This is a genomic window from Streptomyces sp. LZ34 (assembly GCF_053890475.1).
The window spans coordinates 972,884-990,895 of sequence record NZ_CM132680.1 but is presented as its reverse complement, the minus strand read 5'-3'; the positions used below and the strand labels follow the sequence as shown (position 1 = coordinate 990,895).

Sequence of the window (18,012 nt, the reverse complement as noted above, 5' to 3'; positions counted from 1 at the left end):
GAACGCCGGCCTTCCGCCCGGCTACCAGCGCAGCGGAAGGGCGGCGAGGCAGTCGTTGAGCTGGCCGGAGATGATCCGGTGGTCGTGGGACGAGGGGTGCCAGTCGCAGCCGAGGCGATCCAGGGCGGGATCGTCGTAGTACCAGTAGCGGACGCGGGTGTCGCCCCGCCGGTTGCGCCCCTGGACGATCCGTAGGGCGGTCTCGGCGAACGTGGTGGTGTTGGCGAGGTAGGTGGCGCTGACCACGATGAACGTCGTGGGGCCGTACCGGGCGCGCAGCTTGTCGAGGAAGCCGTGGTAGGCGGTCTCGTAGGCGGCGGTCAGACCGTCCTGGGTGGTCCAGCGCTCGCCCGGGTTGAGGGGGGTCGAGAAGTCGTTGATACCCAGGCCGACCACGACGACCCGCGGCCGCCAGGTGTCCGGCTTCTGCCAGACGTCGCCGTCGACGTTCAGCAGGGCCCGGTCGTAGTACGTGCGGAAGTCGGCGTCGGGGCTGCTGCCGTTGTAGTTGCGGACCATGCCGAGGCCGGAGTACGCGTTGATCTGGTAGTCGGCGTCGAGGCCATGGGCGGTGAGGGCGCCGAAGGCGAGGTCGGTGTTGGTGTTCCGGTTGACTCCGCCGTTGCTTGAACAGTCGCGTGTGCCGGAGACATTGCCGTAGCCGGCGGTGAAGGAGTCACCGATGAACTCGATCTGTCTGCTCCGGGCCCGGGGTCTGGCGAGGACCGCACCCCCGGGAGCGGCGACGAATCCGCCGAACCGGCCCGCGGCCCAGGGGCTTTCGGTGCGTTTGACGAGGCGCACGCGGTGCTCGGCGTCGGGGAGGTCGCCGATCCAGGAAGTGGTTCGGCCCGGGGTCACCAGTGTGGCGGCGGTCGTTCCGTCGATCTGGACGTCATAGTCGTTGTCGGAGTCGTCGAGGACGATGCCGACACCGGTACCGCGGAACCGGCCCTCGAAGTAGATGCCGGGCCAGGTGTACCGCACCGACCCGTCGGCGGTGTTCTCCACCCGGCCCACCGTGTGGAACCGGGCCCGGGCGCCGGCTGCCTGCGAGGGGGATGCGACAGCGGTGACGACGCCCGCGGCGGCGGCCGTGACCAACGTCCTTCGGGTGAAACGACGAGGCGTCCGCATGTGGCCATCCTTTGACGGTGGGGCACGGCACATGATGGTGGGACACAGCAGCACACAGCCGCACCACTGTATGCGTGGGCCGGGGAATGCGACAGGCCCTCCGCCGCGCGGATCCCTGTCAAACACGTCCTTCGGGGCCCGGATCCGCGGGCGGCATGTTGTACGGCGTGACCACCTGGATCGCCGAGGGCAGGGAGGGCCCGTCGCCCGGGAGCGCCTGGTGGGCTCGCATGATGGTCTGGCAGGCGCGGCGCATGTCCTGGCGCAGGTCGTGGTGGAGGACCGCGGACAGCCGGCGCTCGCGCAGCAGCCGGGTGTTGTCGTGGTCCAGGTCGTGGGCGATGAACACGGCGCACTCCCGGCCGAGGGCGTGGAAGGCGTCGAGGGTGGCGAGGTTGCCGCCGCCCATGGAGTAGACCGCGACGATGTCCTCGTCGCGTTCGAGTGCCGCGAGGGCGAGTTCGCGCTGAGTGGCGTCCAGGCCGTCGCTGTCGGTGATCTCCACCAGGGAGCGCTTGGGCTGGGTGAGGCGCATGGCGCTGCGGAAGCCCATCTCCCGCTCTTCTTCGCCGCGGAAGGAGCCTCGGCTGACGGTGGTGAGCACGTTGCCGGGGCGGTCGCCGAGCCACTGCCCGAGGAGGTAGGCGGCGGTGGCCCCGGCCGCGCGGTTGTCGATGCCGACGTACGCCATGCGTGCGCTGTGGGGCAGGTCGGTCACCAGGGTGACGACGGGAATGCCGGCCGCGACCAGTCGGCCGACGGCGGCACCGATCTCCGGGACGTCCGGGGCCTTGAGGATCACGCCTTGCGTCCCCCGCTTGGCGATCTTGTCCAAGGCCCCGATCAGCTCGGCGGAGGGACCGGTCTCGCGGAAGTGGAAGCGTGAGCGCACGACGGCGGGGTGCAGGGAGGGCAACTCGGCTTCGAGTGCGCCACGTACGGCGCTGGAGAACCGCTCCGGTGCCTGCATGACGATGTCGATCATGAAGGTGCGGCCCCCGATGCGGATCTGGCTCCGCTGCCGGTCCAGGTCCTTGATCGCCTCATGCACCTCGCTGACCGTGCTCTCCCGCACACCGCCGCGGTCGTTGAGCACGCGGTCGACCGTGGCCGTGCTCAGCCCGGCCTGACGGGCGATTTCCCTGATCGGATAGGGGTGCCGCATGACTGTTCCCCAAAGATGATGATGGTTTTTTGATGTGCTTCTGAGGATTGAATGATGGGTTCGGATTCACAAGACTGACAGAGAAGCAAGGACTGCGAAAGGACCCGGGATGTCCCCTGTATCCGAGGGATCACGGACTTGGCTCACCGAGGAAGACTGCGATCTGGGCGCCTTCCGGTCGCTCGTCGAGCAGCGGACCGATGCGGGCGACTACCCCTCGGCCGAGCGGGTAGAGCGAAACGTCCTGCTCTACGACAGCGGTCGGCTCCGCGCCCTCACGGCCACGCCGCAGGGGCGTCGAACCGTACAGAGCGAGCTGGTCCGGGCCCTCCTGGACGGCCCCGGCATCGTGGTCCTCAAGGGCGCGTTCCCCGACGCGGCCGTCGTGGATCGGGCGTCCGAGGCGTTCAACGCGCTGATCGAGGAGGAGCGCGCCACGGGCGGGGCCCGCGGCGACCACTTCGCCAGGCCGGGCGCCAATGACCGGGTCTGGAACGCCCTGGACAAGATGGCGCTGCGCGCCCCGGAGGCGTTCGCCGACTACTACGCCAACGACATGCTGGCGCTGGTCTCCGAGGCCTGGCTCGGCCCCGCCTACCAGGTGACCTCTCAGGTCAACGTGGTCAACCCGGGCGGAGCCGCGCAGAGCGTGCACCGCGACTACCACCTGGGCTTCCTCACCCAGGAGCGGGCTGCCGCCTACCCGGCGCACGTCCACCGCCTGTCGCCCGTGCTGACCCTCCAGGGCGCGGTGGCCCACTGCGACATGCCCGTCGAGTCCGGCCCCACGATGTACCTGCCGCACTCGCAGAAGTACGAGCCCGGCTACCTCGCGTGGCGGCTTCCGCGGTTCGCCGAGTACTTCGAGGCCCACTACGTCCAGCTCCCTCTGGACAAGGGGGACGCCGCCTTCTTCAACCCCGCGCTCTTCCACGCCGCCGGGCACAACCGCTCCACCGACATCAAGCGCATGGCCAATCTGTTGCAGGTCTCCTCCGCCTTCGGCCGCGCCATGGAGACGGTCGACCGCGAGGCGATGGCGAACGCGCTCTTCCCGGTGCTGCTGCGCCGCAAGGCCGAAGGCGCCCGTGAGGACTGGCTGCGCCGCGTGGTCGCCGCCACCGCCGAGGGCTACCCCTTCCCCACCAACCTGGACCTCGACCCGCCGGTCGACGGTCTCGCGCCGCCCTCGCAGGCGGACACCGTCTGGCGGGCCGTCGCCGAGGGCTGGACCCCCGAGCGGCTGCGCCAGGAACTGCACGCGGGCGCCAAGCGCCGCCAGGGCTGAAAGGGACACAGCACTCATGGGACTGCTTGACGACAAGGTCGTCCTCGTCAACGGCGGCAGCCAGGGCGTCGGCGCCGGCATCGTACGGGCCGCCGTACGGGAGGGCGCGACCGTCGCGTTCACCGGGCGCCGGGCCGAGACCGGCGAGGAGCTCGCGGCGGAGTTGGGCGCGCACTTCCTGCGCGCGGACCTCGCGGATCCGGCCCAGGCGCGCGACAGCGTCACACGGACCGTGGACGCGCACGGGCGCGTCGACTGTCTGGTCAACGCCGCCGGACTGACGTCGCGGGGCTCGCTGCTGGACACCACGCCGGAGCTGTTCGACGCCCACATCGCGATCAATCTGCGGGCGCCGTTCTTCGCGATGCAGGCCGCGGTCGCCGACATGGTCGCGCGCGAGGCGCCCGGCACGGTGGTCAACATCATCACCACCTCGGCACACGGCGGACAGCCCTACCTGGCCCCCTACGTCGCCGCCAAGGCCGGGCTCGTCGGCCTGACCCGCAACGCCGCGCACGCCCACCGCTACGACCGCGTCCGGATCAACGGCCTCAACATCGGCTGGACGGACACCGAGGGCGAGGACGCCACGCAGCGCGCCTTCCACGGCGCGGGCGACGACTGGCGCGAGAAGGCCGCCGAGGCGCAGCCGATGGGCAAGCTCGGCCAGGTCGACGAGATCGCCGACTTCGTCGTCTTCCTGCTCTCCGACCGCAGCGGCGTGGTGACCGGCTCGGTCATCGACTGGGACCAGATCGTCATCGGCGGGCTCGACTGAGCCGCCCCTCGGGCTGAAGAAACGAGACTTACATGCGCATAGGCATCATGGGGCTGGGCCGGATCGGCGCCTTCCACGCGGAAACCCTCTCCGGGCTCGACGCGGTGGACTCCCTCGTGGTCACCGACCCGGTGACCACGGCCGCGGCCACCGCCGCACAGCGGTTCACCGCCACCGCCGTGGACTCCCCGGAGGCCGTGTTCGCCGCCGGTGTGGACGGCGTGGTCATCGCCGCCGCCACCGACGCCCACCCGGAGCTGATCCTCGCCGCCGTCAAGGCGGGCGTCCCCGTCTTCTGCGAGAAGCCCGTGGCCCGCGGCGTCAAGGAGAGCCTGGAGGTGCTGCGCGCCGTGGAGGCCGGCGGCGGCGTTCAGGTGCACATCGGCTACAACCGACGCTTCGACGCGGGCTGCGTCGCCGCCCGCAAGGCCGTCGTCAGCGGCGAACTCGGGCCGCTGCACACCGTACGGTCCACCACCCTCGACCCCGCACCCCCGCCGGCCGCGTATGTGGCCACCTCCGGCGGCATCTTCCGCGACTGTGGCGTGCACGACTTCGACATCGTGCGCTGGGTGACGGGCCGCGAGGTGGTCGAGGTGTACGCGACCGGCGGCAACCGGGGCGCGGACTACATCCGTGAAGCGGGCGATGCCGACACGGCCTCGGCCCTGCTCACACTCGACGACGGCACCATCGCCGTCATCTCCAACTCCCGCCACAACGCCCGTGGTTACGACGTGCGTCTGGAGTTGCACGGCATGAAGGACAGCATCGCGGTCGGCCTGGAGGACCGGCTGCCGCTGCGCTCCGTCGAACCCGGTGCCACCTTCCCGGCCGGGACGCCGCACGACTTCTTCATGGACCGCTTCGCCGATGCCTACCGCGCTGAACTCACCGCGTTCACCGAGGTCGTGGCAGGCATCCGCCCCTCGCCGTGCACGGTGGCGGACGCCATCGAGGCAAGCTTGATCGCCGAGGCATGCACCCTGTCCCTGCGCGCGAAGCGGCCCGTACGGCTGGAGGAGGTGCGCACGGCGATCTGAGGGAGGGCTGGGCCCGGCCGCGGATGGCGCGGCCGGGCCCAGCGCTTCTCCCGGAGGACCACGCGGGCCGGCTGCCTACGCGGCGAGTTCCTTGGTGATGCGGTCCAGCATGAACGCCGAGGACTCGCGCGCCCGCTCCTCCCAGGCGAAGACGCATGCGGTGGCGACGCCGTCGAAGTTCAGCTCGCGCAGGGTGCCGAAGAAGGCGTCCCAGTCGACCTCGCCCTGCCCGATGTCCAGGTGCTGATGGATACGGGCCGCGGTGCCGGGCGGGTTGAGGATGTAGCGCAGGCCCGACGATCCCTTGTGGTTGAAGGAGTCGGCGATGTGGACGTGCTGGAGCTTGTCGCCGGCGTAGCGCATCATCGCCGCGATGTCCGCCGTGGGGTCGGCGCCGGACAGGTGGAAGGAGTGCGGAGCGCAGTAGAGGTAGTTCACCCAGGATTTGTTGATCGCGCGGACGAGGTCGACCGCGGGAGTGTTCTCCTCGCAGAAGTCGTCCGGATGCGCCTCCAGGTTCAGGGCGATGCCCTCCCGCTCGAACAGCGGGAGCAGTTCGTCCAGGGAGCGCCAGAAGGCGGCCTCGCTCTCTGCGGCTCGCTCCGGTCGGCCGTTGAACTCCGAGTTCATCAGCGGGCATTCCAGGTCCGCGGTGATCTCGATCATGCGCTTCCAGTAGCGGACGGCGGCCTGCCGTTCGGTCTCGTCGGGCGAGGACCACTTGTACAGGGGGAGTACGGAGGACAGCCGCACGCCGTGCGTGCGCAGGGACTTCTTCAGCGCGGCGATCCGATCGTCGTCCGCCCGCGGGTGCAGGAAGAACGGCATGAAGTCGTCACGCGGCGACAACTCGATGTACTCGTAGCCGAGTTCCGCCACCGTGCGCACCATGTCGTCGATCGGCAGGGCGCGGAACATGTACGGGTCGAGGGCGATCTTCATGCGGTGCCTCCGTAGAAGGCCGGGCGGGGCTTCATGTCGACGGTGACGACCTGGCCGTCGGACTCCAGCGAGCGGACGGCGGCATCGGTGATGACGGTGGCGGCGTAGCCGTCCCACGCGGAGGGACCGGTGGGTTCGACGCCGGCCGCGATGCCGTTGATCCACTCGCGGAACTCGGTGTCGAAGGCGTCCGCGAACCGGCCCTTCCAGTCCTGGGTGACCGCCGTGCCGTGCCGTCCGGCGGTGCGGACCCCGACGGCGGCCGGGTCGGGCAGCCGGACGAGGCCCTCCTCGCCGACGGCCTCGCACTGGATGTCGTAGCCGTACTGGCAGTTGACGAAGACCTCCAGGTCGATGCGGACGCCGTTCGCCGTCTCGAAGTACATGAGCTGAGGGTCCTTGAGGTGCTCGAACCGCTTGCTCGTGGCGCGCGGTGTGATCACCTGGGCGGAGACGATCTCGTCGTCGAGCAGCCAGCGCAGGACGTCGATCTCGTGCACGGCCGTGTCCTGGGCGGCCATCGCCGAGGTGTAGGCGTCCGGCACGGTCGGGTTGCGGTGGGCACAGTGCACGATCAGCGGCGTGCCGAGGGAGCCGGCGGCGATGACCTCCTTCATCTGGCGGTATCCGGCGTCGAAGCGGCGCATGAAGCCGACCTGGACGAGGCGCCGGCCGCGGGCGCGTTCGGCGTCGACGATGCGCAGACAGTCCTCGGCGGTGGTGGCGAGGGGCTTCTCACAGAACACGGGCTTGCCGGCCGCGATCGCGGTCAGCACATGCTCGGCGTGGGTGGGGCCCCAGGAGGTGACGAGGACGGCGTCCACCTCGGGGGAGGCGATCAGCTCGGCACCGGTGGCCGGCGCCACCGCGCCCACCTGGGACGCGACCTCGGTGGCACGGGCCTGGTCGATGTCCGTCACGGCGGTGACGGTGGCTCCGGTGACGACTTCGGTGAGGCGCCTTATGTGGTCCTGGCCGATCATTCCGGCGCCGATGACGCCTACACGTACGGTCATGGTTGTTCCTTAGGACAAGAGGGTCAGGAGAAGCGCGCCCGGAGTTCGGCTTCGAGGGTTTCGAGAGAGTGGCCCTTGGTCTCGGGGACGTAGAGCTTGACGAAGATGAAGGAGAAGATCCCCGCTGCCACGAAGAGGAAGAAGGTGTTGGAGATCCCGATGCCGGAGACCAGGGACGGGAAGACCAGGCCGATCACGAAATTGGTCAGCCACAGCACCACGGCCGCCACGCCCATGCCGAAGCCGCGCATCCGCATCGGGAAGATCTCCGAGAGCATCAGCCAGGTCACCGGCGAGATCGCGCCCTGCTGGAAGGCGAGGAAGGTGACCGTCATGGCGAGCACGGCGTACGCCCTCCCGTCCCCGGCGGGCAGCACCAAGGAGAAGACGCCGATGAGCAACAAGGCCGCTGTCGTGCCGATCTGACCCGTCATCAACATGGGCCGGCGGTTGACCCGGCCCAGCAACCAGATGCCGACGAAGGTGGCCAGCACCGAGATGACCCCGTTGGCGATGTTCGCGGTCAGCGCGCTGTCGGAGGCGAAACCGGCGTCGGTGAGGATCTGGGTGCCGTAGTACATGATCGTGTTGACGCCGGTGATCTGCTGCACGATGGCGATGCCGAAGCCGACGAACATCAGCTTGCGCACCCACGGCACCGAGTTCATGTCCTTCCAGCCGCCGAGTTTCTCCTGCCCGTCCTTGACGGCGAGCGCGGAGACCTCGGCGAGCTCCGCCTCGGCCCGCTGCTGTGTGCGCACCTGCTTGAGGACGTCGAGGGCGTCATTGAAGCGGCTCTGGGAAGCCAGCCAGCGGGGGCTCTCCGGCATCACCAGCATGCCGAACCAGAGGGCCACGGCGGGGACGGTGGCGATCACCAGCATCCAGCGCCAGAGACCCCCGCTCTCGCCGCCGATGTTCGCGATGATCGCGTTGGACGTGAAGGCCAGCAGCTGGCCGCTGACGATCATGAGTTCATTGCGGGTGACCAGTGCGCCGCGCCGTTCCGCGGGGGAGACCTCGGCGAGGTAGACGGGCACGGTCACCGACGCGCCGCCGACGGCGAGGCCGAGCACGAACCGTGCCACGATCATCACCGCGGTGGTCGGTGCGAGAGTGGCGCCGAGCGCGCCGACGAAGAACAGCACGGCGAGGGTGAGGATCGTACGGCGTCTGCCACGCGCGTCCGACAGCCGCCCGCCGGCGACGGCGCCGAGCGCGGCGCCGAGCAGGAGAGAGCTGGTGACCATGCCCTCGGTGACCGGGGTGAGGCCCAGGTCGTCGGTCATGTAGGGCAGGGCGCCGTTGATGACGCCGGTGTCGTAGCCGAAGAGGAGTCCGCCGAAGGTGGCGATGACGGTGATGATCCGCAGCCGCCGGGAGACCGCGTTTGGGGCGTCGTCCGTGACGGTGACGGTGGCGGGGGTGGGGGCCTGTGTCGTGTCGTCCCTGAGGTCCATGGCCGCCTCCTACCGGTGGTGATTCGGGCGTCGGATTCCGGTGAGGCCGCAGCCGGCCAGGTGCTCACGGGTGCGTACGGCGATGGGGAGCGGCACATCGGGAGCGCACGGGTACAGGTCCTGCTCGACGATCACGAACAACTCCGCGTCCAGCTGGGAGAGTTCGGCGACCACGTCGGCCGGGTTCGGCACCCCGGCCGGCGGCGAGACGCACACCCCGCGCTTGACGGCCTCGCCGAAGGACAGGTCCTCGGCGGCGACCTGGGCGAGGATCTCGGGGTCCATCTGCTTGATGTGGACGTAGCCGACGCGCTCGCCGAACCGGCGGATCAGGTCGAGGTTGTCCCCGCCGCCGTACGCGACGTGACCGGTGTCCAGGCACAGATTCGTGTACCGGCTGTCCGACTCGCCCAGCAGCCGCTCGATCTCCGGCTGGGTCTGGATGTGGCTGTCGGCGTGCGGGTGGATGACGAGGCGGACGTCGTACTCGTCGAGGAGCAGCTTGCCCAGCCGGTCGGCGGCGCGGCCGAAGCCGGCCCACTGCTCGGCGGTCAGCTCGGGGGACTCGGTGAACGCGCCGGTCTTCTCGTCCCGGTACATGGGCGGGATCAGGACCAGGTGGTGGGCGCCCGCGGCGGCCGTCAGCGTGGCGACCTGGCGGACGTGGGCGAGCATCTCGTCCCACGCCTCGGGGCGGTGCAGCGCGCCGAAGGCCGTGCCGCCGGACACCTTGAGCCCACGGGCGTCGAGCTCCTCCTTGAGGCCCTCCGGGTCGGTGGGGAGGTAGCCGTAGGGGCCGAGCTCCAGCCAGGCGTAGCCGGCTTGCGCGAGTTCGTCGAGGAAGCGGGTGTACGACACCTGGTGCTCGTCCTCGGGGAACCAGACGCCCCAGGAGTCGGGGGCTGAGCCGAGGCACAGATTGCCTGCGGTGATGCGGAGCGGGGATGGCGCCGTTGCCATGACGTGTCCTTTGAGGGAGAGGAGGATCTCAGCTGGAGGTGGGGAAGGTGAACCCGGCGGCGACCTGCTGTGCGGGTTGGGGCCAGCGGGTGGTGACGACCTTGGGGCGGGTGTAGAAGCGGATGCCTTCGGGGCCGTGGATGGGGGAGTCGCCGATGAGGGAGTCCTTCCAGCCGCCGAAGGAGTAGTAGGACATCGGGACGGGGACCGGCACGTTGATGCCGATCATGCCGACCTTGATGTTGCGCTGGAAGCGGCGGGCGGCTTCGCCGGAGGCGGTGAACAGGGCGGTGCCGTTGCCGTATGGGTTGGCGTTGATCAGTTCGATGGCCTCGTCGAGGGTGTCGGTGCGGATGATGGCGAGGACGGGGCCGAACAGTTCTTCTTGGTAGGCGTTCATCTCGGTGGTGACGTGGTCGAGGAGGGAGGGGCCGGTGAAGAAGCCGTTTTCGTGGCCGTTGACCTTCAGTCCGCGGCCGTCGACGACGATGGTGGCGCCTTGGGTGGCGGCGGTGGCGACGGCGTTTTCGACGCGTTCCTGGGCGGTCTTGGTGACGAGGGGGCCCATGTCGGTGTCGGGGGCGTCGCCGGGGCCGACCTTGACCTCGCGGGCCTTGCGTTCCAGCACCTGGACCAGCTTGTCGGCGGCGTCGCCGACGGCGACGGCCACGGACAGGGCCATGCAGCGTTCGCCTGCGGAGCCGTAGGCGCCGGCGGTGATGTGGTTGGCGGCGAATTCGAGGTCGGCGTCGGGGAGGACGACGGCGTGGTTCTTGGCGCCGCCCAGCGCCTGGACGCGCTTGCCGTGCGCGGTGGCCTGCTCGTGGACGTACTTGGCGATGGGGGTGGAGCCGACGAAGGACACGGCTTCGATGCCGGGGTGGGTGAGGATGGCGTCGACGGCGGTTTTGCCGCCGTGGATGACGTTGAAGACGCCGTTGGGCAGTCCGGCCTGCTGGTACAGCTGGGCGATGTAGTTGGCGGCGGATGGGTCGCGTTCGCTGGGTTTGAGGATGAAGGTGTTGCCGGTGGCGATGGCGATGGGGTGCATCCACAGGGGCACCATGGCGGGGAAGTTGAAGGGGGTGATGCCCGCGACGACGCCGAGGGGCTGGCGGAAGTTGTGTACGTCGATGCCGCGTGAGACCTGGTCGGAGAAGTTGCCCTTGAGGATGTCGCCGAGGCCGCAGGCGTACTCCACGACCTCCCGGCCGCGCACGATCTCGCCGCGTGCGTCGTCGATGGTCTTGCCGTGCTCGGCGGAGATGATCCGGCCCAGTTCCTCCTCGTGCTCGACGAGCAGCTGTCGGAAGGCGAACATCACCTGGGTGCGCTGGGTGAGCGACGACTCCGACCAGCTCTCGAAGGCTGCGGTGGCGGCTGTGACGGCAGTGTCCACGTCGGTGGCCGAGCCCAGGGCGACCCGGGCCTGCTCCTGCCCGGTGGCCGGGTTGAAGACAGGGGCGGTGACAGCGGGTGCGGCGCCGGCGGCGGGAGAGCCGCCGATCCAGTGCTCGATGGTCTTCACAGTGCGGGTTTCCTTTGCGGGGACGGGATTACAGGTAGTGCCGCTGGGTGAGTTTGTGGGCGGCGTACGTCTCGTAGGCGGCGCGCGTGGAGTCGAGGGCGGAGGTCTGGCTGACGGGCACGTCCCACCAGCCGTGCCCGGGCGGGTTGGGCCCGTACAGGTCGGTCTCCACATGCACGACGGTGGTGCGGTCGGAGGCCTTCGCCTTCTCCATCGCCGTACGGAACTGCTCGACCGTGGTGGCGTGCAGGACGTCCGCGCCCAGGGAGGAGGCGTTGGCAGCCAGGTCGACAGGCAGGACATCGCCGTCGAGGAGGCCGGAATCGCCGTCACGGAAGCGGTACTTGGTGCCGAAGCGTTGCGAGCCGAGGGCTTCGGACAGCGAGCCGATGGAGGCGAAGCCGTGGTTCTGGACGAGGACGACGATGACCTTCAGGCCTTCGGAGACCATGGTTGCGATCTCCTGGGCCATCATCAGGTACGAGCCGTCTCCGACGAGGACGACGACCTCGCGTGAGGGGTCGGCCATCTTGGCGCCGACCCCGGCGGCGACCTCGTAGCCCATGCAGGAGTACGCGTACTCGACGTGGTAGGCCTTCGGGTCCCGGGCCCGCCACAGCTGTTGCAGGTCGCCGGGCATCGACCCGGCCGCGTTGATGACCACGTCACGGTCGCCGAGCACCTGGTTGAGCGCGCCAAGGATCTCGGTCTGGGCGGGCAAGGGGCCGTGGCCCAGGGTGAAGCACTGGTTCTCTATCTCCCGTGTGCGGGCGATGAGTTGGTGCGTGCGCTCGCGGTACGCGGGGTCGACCTCCCAGTCCGTCAGCGCGCCCGCGAGGGCCTGGATGCCGAGCTGGGCGTCGGCCACGAGCGGCTCGGCGGAGTGCTTGACGGCGTCCAGGCGGGCCACGTTGAGGTTGACGAAGGCGACGTCCGGGTTGCCGAAGACGGTGTGGCTGGCGGTGGTGAAGTCGGAGTACCGGGTGCCGATCCCCAGGACCACGTCGGCCTCGCGGGCCAGTTCGTTGGCCGCGTGGGAGCCGGTCGAGCCGATGCCGCCGACCGCGCAGGGGTGGTCCCAGGGGACCGCGCCTTTGCCGGCGTGGGTGTCGGCGACGGGGATGCCGGTGGCCTCGGCGAAGGCACGCAGCTGGGTCTCGGCACCCGAGTAGACGGTGCCGCCGCCCGCCACGATCAGTGGCCTCTTGGCGTTGCGCAACAGACGGGCGGCCCGCTCGACCGCGGCCGGCTCCGGCACCGGTCGGCCCACGTGCCACACCCGCCGCCGGAAGAAGGACACCGGCCAGTCGAAGCCTTCGGCTTGCACGTCCTGTGGCAGGGCGAGTGTGACGGCGCCGGTCTCCACCGGGTCGGTCAGCACCCGCATCGCGGCCAGGGCGGCCGGGATCAGTTGCTCGGGCCGGGAGACGCGGTCGAAGTACTTCGACACGGCCCGGAAGGCGTCGTTGACCGTGACGTCCCCGCCCCGGGCGTCCTCCAGCTGCTGGAGGACCGGCTCGGCGACGCGGGTGGCGAACATGTCGCTGGGCAGCAGCAGGACCGGGATCCGGTTGGTGGTGGCCAGCGCCGCACCGGTGATCATGTTCGTGGAGCCGGGGCCGGTGGACGCGGTGCAGGCGAAGGTCGCCAGCCGGTCGCGCATCTTCGCGTACGCCACCGACGCGTGCACCATGCCCTGCTCGTTGCGGGCCAGGTAGTAGGGAAGGTCGGCCTCGTGCGTGATGGCGGCCTGGAGCAGCGCCTGCCCGACCCCGGCCACATTGCCGTGCCCGAAAATGCCCCAGACCCCGGGGATCAGCCGCTGCTCCTGGCCGTCGCGCTCGCTGTACTGGTTGGCCAGGAAACGGACGAGGGCCTGCGCGGTGGTGAGTCGTACGGTGTTCATTGCTGTTTGCCCCCTCCCAAGGGCAGTGGTCGCGCTCGTCACAGCAGGCTCACCGCCCGATCCACGGCACCGGCGACGTCGCCGTCCGAGGGATAGAGCAGGGACCGGCCCACGACCAGACCCTGCACGGTCGGGAGTTTCAGGGTCCGGCCCCAGGAGGCGAAGGCCGCGCCGGGGTCGGTGACCTCGCCGCCCAGCAGCAGCGCCGGCAGCGTCGAGGAGGCGAGCACCCGCTCCATCTCGTCGACGACCGGCAGCTTCAGCCAGGTGTGGGCGGTGCGCCGGCCGAGCCCCGAGGCGATGGTGATCGACTTGATGACGGCCTCGGGCGAGACGTCGTTGTGGATCCTGCCGTCACGCCAGTGCGAGAGGAACGGCTCGATCATCGCCACCAGACGGCGGTCGTTCAGCGCGTCGACCGCGCGGGCGGTGTTCTCGAGTGCGGACGGGGTCGCCGGGTCCTCCAGGGCGATGCGGGTGAGCATCTTGCCGCCGTCGAAGCCCATCGCGGCGATCGTCTCGGCGTCGTAGCCGGTGAAGCGGTCGTCGATCTCGAACACCGACCCCGCCAACCCGGCCCGGTTCATCGAGCCGAAGACGCTCTTGCCGTCCAGGACGCCGAGCAGCAGCAGGTCCTCCAGGATGTCGGCGGTGGCCAGCACTCCGGTCACGCCCGGCCGCTCCAGCGCGGTGCACAGCCGGTCCAGCAGCTCGAAGCGGTCGGCCATCGCGCTCGGGTCGGCGCCGACGCGATTGGCGCCGCGCGCGGGATGGTCGGCCGCGATGACCATCGCCTTGCCGTGCTCGCCCAGCAGCGAGGCAGCCTTCACCCGCCGTTCGGCCGCCGCCGCGATGGCTCCGGGGTCGTTGACCCGGGCCTCCACGATCCGGCTCACCTTGTCGGACAGCACGTCGTCACACCTCTCGCTCAAGGTCGTCTTCAGTCGTCTCGCGCAGCTTCGTCTCCACCTCGGCCTCGGTGGGCATGGCGTCGGAGCAGGCCAGGCGGCCCGCGACGATGGCGCCGGCGGCGTTGGCGAAGGACACCGTGCGGCGGGTGTCCCAGCCGGACAGCAGCCCGTGGCAGAGCGCCCCGCCGAAGGCGTCACCGGCGCCCAGGCCGTTGACCACCTCCACCGGGACCGGCGGGATCTCGGCGGCCGAGCCGTCCCGGTCCATGGCCAGGACACCCTTGGGTCCCTGCTTGACCACGGCCAGTTCGACACCGGCGGCGAGCAGTGCCTTCGCGGCGGCGTACGGCTCGCGCTCGCCGGTCGCCACCTCGCACTCGTCGAGGTTGCCGACGGCGACGGTGGTGTGGCGCAGGGCCTCGGCGTAGTACGCCCGGGCCTGGCTGGGGTCCTCCCAGAACATCGGCCGCCAGTCCAGATCGAAGACCGTCGGCCCCGCCTTCGCCCGGTGCGCCAGCGCGGCCAGCGTGGCCGCACGGCTCGGCTCCTCACTCAGCCCCGTGCCGGTGACCCAGAAGATCCGGGCGTCACGCACTGCCGAGAGGTTCAGCTCCTCGGGCCGGATGTCGAGGTCGGGTGCCTTGGGCAGCCGGTAGAAGTACAGCGGGAAGTCGTCCGGCGGGAAGATCTCGCAGAAGGTCACCGGCGTCGGCGCGACGTCCGACGTGCCGACGAAGCGGGTGACCACGCCGTACCCGTCCAGGGCTGTCCGGACGAAGTCCCCGAACGGGTCCGCGCCCGTCTTGGTGATCACAGCCGAGGTGCGCCCGTGCCGGGCGGCGGCGACGGCGACATTGGTCGGGCTGCCGCCGAGGTACTTGCCGAACGAGGTGACCTCCGCCAGCCCCACGCCTGACTGGAGCGGATACACATCCACTCCGACGCGGCCCATGGTCAGCACTTCGAACGACATCACGCTGGTTTCCCTTCGCTCCGGAGATCCGGGGAGTGGTCAGGAGAGGGGTTGCTGTCGCGCTCTACTAGCGCGCTCTAGTGCGAGTACGATGACCCCTGTCCAAATGTCATGTCAATAGCTTGTTGCCGGAGGATTTCGCGGCTGCCCTAGGGTGGGCTCCGTCGAAGGGTGGGATCACAGAGGGTGGGATCACAGGTGGATGCGGCGGGCAGGCAGCGGCCCACGATGGCCGATGTTGCCGACAAGGCGGGAGTGTCCCGTGCGCTGGTCTCGATCGTGTTCCGCAACCAGCCGGGGGCGAGCCAGGAGACCCGCGAGCGGGTGCTGCGGGTCGCCGACGAGATCGGCTACCGCCCCGACAGCGCGGCCCGGCTCCTGGCCCGCGGCCGCAGCCGCACGCTCGGCGTCATGTTCACCGTGCACCAGACCTTCCACACCGACCTCATCGAAGGGATCTACCCCGAGGCCGAACGCCTCGGATACGACGTCCTGCTCTCCGCGGCGGTCGAGGGGCGAAGTGAGGCCAAGGCGGTCGAGGCGCTGCTCGGCCACCGGTGCGAGGCGCTGATCCTGCTCGGTCCGGACGCGGTCCCCGCCTACCTCGACGAACTCCGGCAGCGCGCCGTCACCGTGTCGGTCGGCCACCGAGTGCCGAGCGCCCGCGTGGACTTCGTGCACAGCGCCGAGGGCAAGGGAGTCCGGCAGGCCATGGACTACCTGGTCGAACTCGGGCACCGCGCGATCGTGCACATCGACGGCGGCCGGGGGCCCGGGTCGGCCGAGCGGCGGCGCTCCTACCGGGCCGCGATGCGCCGACACGGACTGGAGTCGGAGATCCGGGTGATTCCCGGTGAGCACACCGAGCAGTCCGGCATCGAGACCGGCCGTCTGCTCCTGGCGGAGCGCGACCGGGGCCTGCCCCTTCCGACGGCGGTCCTCGCGGGCAACGACCGTTGCGCCATGGGTGTGTGGATGGCCCTGGCCCGGGGCGGTGTCGAGGTCCCGCGGGACATGTCGGTCGTCGGCTACGACGACAGCCACCTCTCCCATCTCATGCCGATCGGCCTGACCACCGTTCGCCAGGACGCCGTGCTGATGGCCGAGCACGCGGTGCGGTTCGCCGTGGAACGGCTGGAGAATCCGGAACTGGAGCCACGGGAGGCGGTGTTGGACCCGAAGCTCGTGGTGCGGGGGACCAGCGGGCCGCCACCGCGGGGGACGGCCTGAGCGCTCTCGGCCAAGGCCCGCTCACTCCGCGCCGTTCCGGCACCTCGCCGTTCCGGCACCTCGCCGTCTGGCCGCCGCACGGCGCCGCAGTCTCGGGTGGTTAGGGGATTCCCGCGTGTCCGCAGGGCCTTTTACGCTCTCCTTGCTCGGGGCTTCGCGCCGCTGCCCGCTCCACTGCCTTCTCACGCAGCCGCCTCTCTGAACCAGTGACAGAGCCGGACCGTGGCACCAGCCGGAAGGGAACCACCCATGGCAGACGTCAGCCAGGCTCGTACGGGCCGGCGCCAGCCCACCGGGGATCCGTCGGCCACGGTGTTCTCCGTGGCGTCAGCGCCCGGCGCGCTTCCGCTGCTGGGCCATGCCGTCCAGATGCTCTTCAGACCGCTGGAGTTCCTCGCCTCCCTCCCGACCCACGGTGATCTGGTGCGGATCAAACTAGGGCCCTGGCCGATCCATGTCGCCTGTCACCCGGAGCTGGTCCACCAGGTCCTGGCCTCGGACCGGTGCTTCGACAAGGGCGGGCCGATGTTCGACAGCCTGCGGAAACTGGTGGGCGACGGACTCGCCTCCTGCCCGCACGCCCGCCATCGCCGTCAGCGCAGGCTCATGCAGCCGGCCTTCCACCCCGATCGGCTGCCTGGCTACGCCCGGGCGATGTCGGAGCAGATCGACGAGGCGACCCGGTCCTGGCACGAGGGCCAGGTGATGGACGTACAGGAGGAGATGGCGGCGCTCGCCACCCGGATCCTGGCCAAGACCATGTTCACCGCGGACTTCTGCGGCCCCGCGGTCTCCGCCGTGGTGCCATACGCGGAGATGATCACCAAGGGGCTGACCACCCGGCTGTTGACCGAAGAGTTGCTGCCAGGCCTTCGCACCCCGGGCAGGCGGCGCTTCGACCGGATGACCGAAGCCCTGCGGACGGCGGTGTACGACATGGCGGAGCGGTACCGCTCCGACGGGGTGGACCGTGGCGACCTGCTGTCGACGCTGCTGGCCGCGCGTGACGAGGACGGCGGCGCGCTGTCGGACGCCGAAGTCTTCGCCGAGGTGGTCACGATGATCCTTGCCGGCACCGGGACCGTCTCCCACACGCTGAGCTGGGCCTTCCGCATGCTGGGCCGACACCCCGAGATCGAGCGGCGGCTGCACGCCGAGGTGGACGAGGTGCTCGGCGGCCGGTCCGCCACGTGGGACGATCTGCCCGACCTCAAGCTGGCCGGGAGGGTTTTCAAGGAGGCGCTGCGACACTTCCCCTCGGACTGGCTGGTCACCCGGGCCATCGCGGAGGACACCGAGCTGGCCGGTCGTGCCCTGCCGGCCGGGAGCGTCGTCGCGTACTCCGGACAGATCATCCACCGGCGCGCCGACCTGTATCCGCAGCCGGACCGGTTTCATCCGGACCGGTGGCTCGACGAGCGGCACAAGCCGCCGCGGGGTGCGTTCGTCGCCTTCGGTGGCGGGGGCCGCAAGTGCATTGGCGACCGGTTCGGCACCGCCGAGGGCGTTCTCGCGCTGTCCACGATCGCGGCGCGCTGGCGCCTGGTGCCGGACTGCCCCCGCGAGGCCCGCGCCACCGCGCTGCCCACGAGGTCGGCGCGCACCCAGGCGATGCGGCTGACGGCCCGGCGGTGATCGGGCGGGGGCCGGACGGCGACCGCCCGGCCCCTGGCCG

15 protein-coding genes are annotated in these 18,012 nt (G+C 70.3%); 5 read left to right on the top strand and 10 right to left on the bottom strand.

The features are described from left to right. Positions 1-21: 21 nt before the first annotated feature. Positions 22-1,137, bottom strand: a complete 1,116-nt coding sequence (locus tag ACWY4P_RS03145) for an SGNH/GDSL hydrolase family protein (RefSeq protein ID WP_456208549.1) — start codon at positions 1,135-1,137, stop codon at positions 22-24. 118 nt (positions 1,138-1,255) lie between these two features. Further along, a complete protein-coding gene (locus ACWY4P_RS03140; protein WP_456208548.1) occupies positions 1,256-2,302 on the bottom strand; it encodes a LacI family DNA-binding transcriptional regulator in 1,047 nt (348 codons plus the stop codon). 109 nt (positions 2,303-2,411) lie between these two features. Between ACWY4P_RS03140 and ACWY4P_RS03135 the strand changes: the two genes are divergently transcribed. From ACWY4P_RS03135 to ACWY4P_RS03125, 3 genes are read left to right on the top strand one after another with little or no spacing between them, the layout of a single operon-like run. Continuing rightward, positions 2,412-3,590: a phytanoyl-CoA dioxygenase family protein gene (locus tag ACWY4P_RS03135; protein WP_456208547.1), complete on the top strand. Its 1,179-nt coding sequence runs from the start codon at positions 2,412-2,414 to the stop codon at positions 3,588-3,590. A 16-nt stretch (positions 3,591-3,606) separates the two neighbouring features. Continuing rightward, positions 3,607-4,368, top strand: a complete 762-nt coding sequence (locus tag ACWY4P_RS03130) for an SDR family oxidoreductase (protein ID WP_456208546.1) — start codon at positions 3,607-3,609, stop codon at positions 4,366-4,368. Positions 4,369-4,400: 32 nt separating this feature from the next. Next, positions 4,401-5,411: a Gfo/Idh/MocA family protein gene (locus ACWY4P_RS03125; RefSeq protein ID WP_456208545.1), complete on the top strand. Its 1,011-nt coding sequence runs from the start codon at positions 4,401-4,403 to the stop codon at positions 5,409-5,411. Positions 5,412-5,486: 75 nt separating this feature from the next. On the opposite strand, the gene ACWY4P_RS03120 is transcribed toward ACWY4P_RS03125, so the two are convergent. The 8 genes from ACWY4P_RS03120 to iolC are packed head-to-tail and all read right to left on the bottom strand — an operon-like array spanning position 5,487 to position 15,107. Beyond that, positions 5,487-6,353, bottom strand: coding sequence for a sugar phosphate isomerase/epimerase family protein (locus tag ACWY4P_RS03120; protein WP_456208544.1), 867 nt, complete (start codon positions 6,351-6,353; stop codon positions 5,487-5,489). Next, positions 6,350-7,369, bottom strand: a complete 1,020-nt coding sequence (locus tag ACWY4P_RS03115; protein WP_456208543.1) for a Gfo/Idh/MocA family protein — start codon at positions 7,367-7,369, stop codon at positions 6,350-6,352. Before ACWY4P_RS03115 ends, ACWY4P_RS03120 begins: the two co-directional genes overlap by 4 nt. A 23-nt stretch (positions 7,370-7,392) precedes the next feature. Next, complete coding sequence (locus ACWY4P_RS03110) at positions 7,393-8,829, bottom strand: sugar porter family MFS transporter (RefSeq protein ID WP_456208542.1); 1,437 nt, start codon at positions 8,827-8,829, stop codon at positions 7,393-7,395. A 9-nt stretch (positions 8,830-8,838) separates the two neighbouring features. Then, on the bottom strand, positions 8,839-9,789 hold the full coding sequence (locus ACWY4P_RS03105) for a TIM barrel protein (protein ID WP_456208541.1): 951 nt from the start codon (positions 9,787-9,789) through the stop codon (positions 8,839-8,841). A 28-nt stretch (positions 9,790-9,817) separates the two neighbouring features. Next, a complete protein-coding gene (locus ACWY4P_RS03100) occupies positions 9,818-11,317 on the bottom strand; it encodes a CoA-acylating methylmalonate-semialdehyde dehydrogenase (protein WP_456208540.1) in 1,500 nt (499 codons plus the stop codon). 28 nt (positions 11,318-11,345) lie between these two features. Then, on the bottom strand, positions 11,346-13,223 hold the full coding sequence (iolD, locus tag ACWY4P_RS03095; protein ID WP_456208539.1) for a 3D-(3,5/4)-trihydroxycyclohexane-1,2-dione acylhydrolase (decyclizing): 1,878 nt from the start codon (positions 13,221-13,223) through the stop codon (positions 11,346-11,348). A 38-nt stretch (positions 13,224-13,261) separates the two neighbouring features. Beyond that, positions 13,262-14,134, bottom strand: a complete 873-nt coding sequence (locus ACWY4P_RS03090; protein WP_456208538.1) for a Cgl0159 family (beta/alpha)8-fold protein — start codon at positions 14,132-14,134, stop codon at positions 13,262-13,264. A 4-nt stretch (positions 14,135-14,138) separates the two neighbouring features. Next, positions 14,139-15,107, bottom strand: coding sequence for a 5-dehydro-2-deoxygluconokinase (iolC, locus tag ACWY4P_RS03085; protein ID WP_456208537.1), 969 nt, complete (start codon positions 15,105-15,107; stop codon positions 14,139-14,141). Positions 15,108-15,335: 228 nt separating this feature from the next. Here iolC and ACWY4P_RS03080 point away from each other — a divergent pair, with 228 nt between their 5' ends. Both ACWY4P_RS03080 and ACWY4P_RS03075 read left to right on the top strand, forming a co-directional pair. Next, complete coding sequence (locus ACWY4P_RS03080) at positions 15,336-16,337, top strand: LacI family DNA-binding transcriptional regulator (protein ID WP_456208536.1); 1,002 nt, start codon at positions 15,336-15,338, stop codon at positions 16,335-16,337. 249 nt (positions 16,338-16,586) lie between these two features. Next, positions 16,587-17,972, top strand: coding sequence for a cytochrome P450 (locus ACWY4P_RS03075; protein ID WP_456208535.1), 1,386 nt, complete (start codon positions 16,587-16,589; stop codon positions 17,970-17,972). The last annotated feature ends 40 nt before the right edge of the window (positions 17,973-18,012 follow it).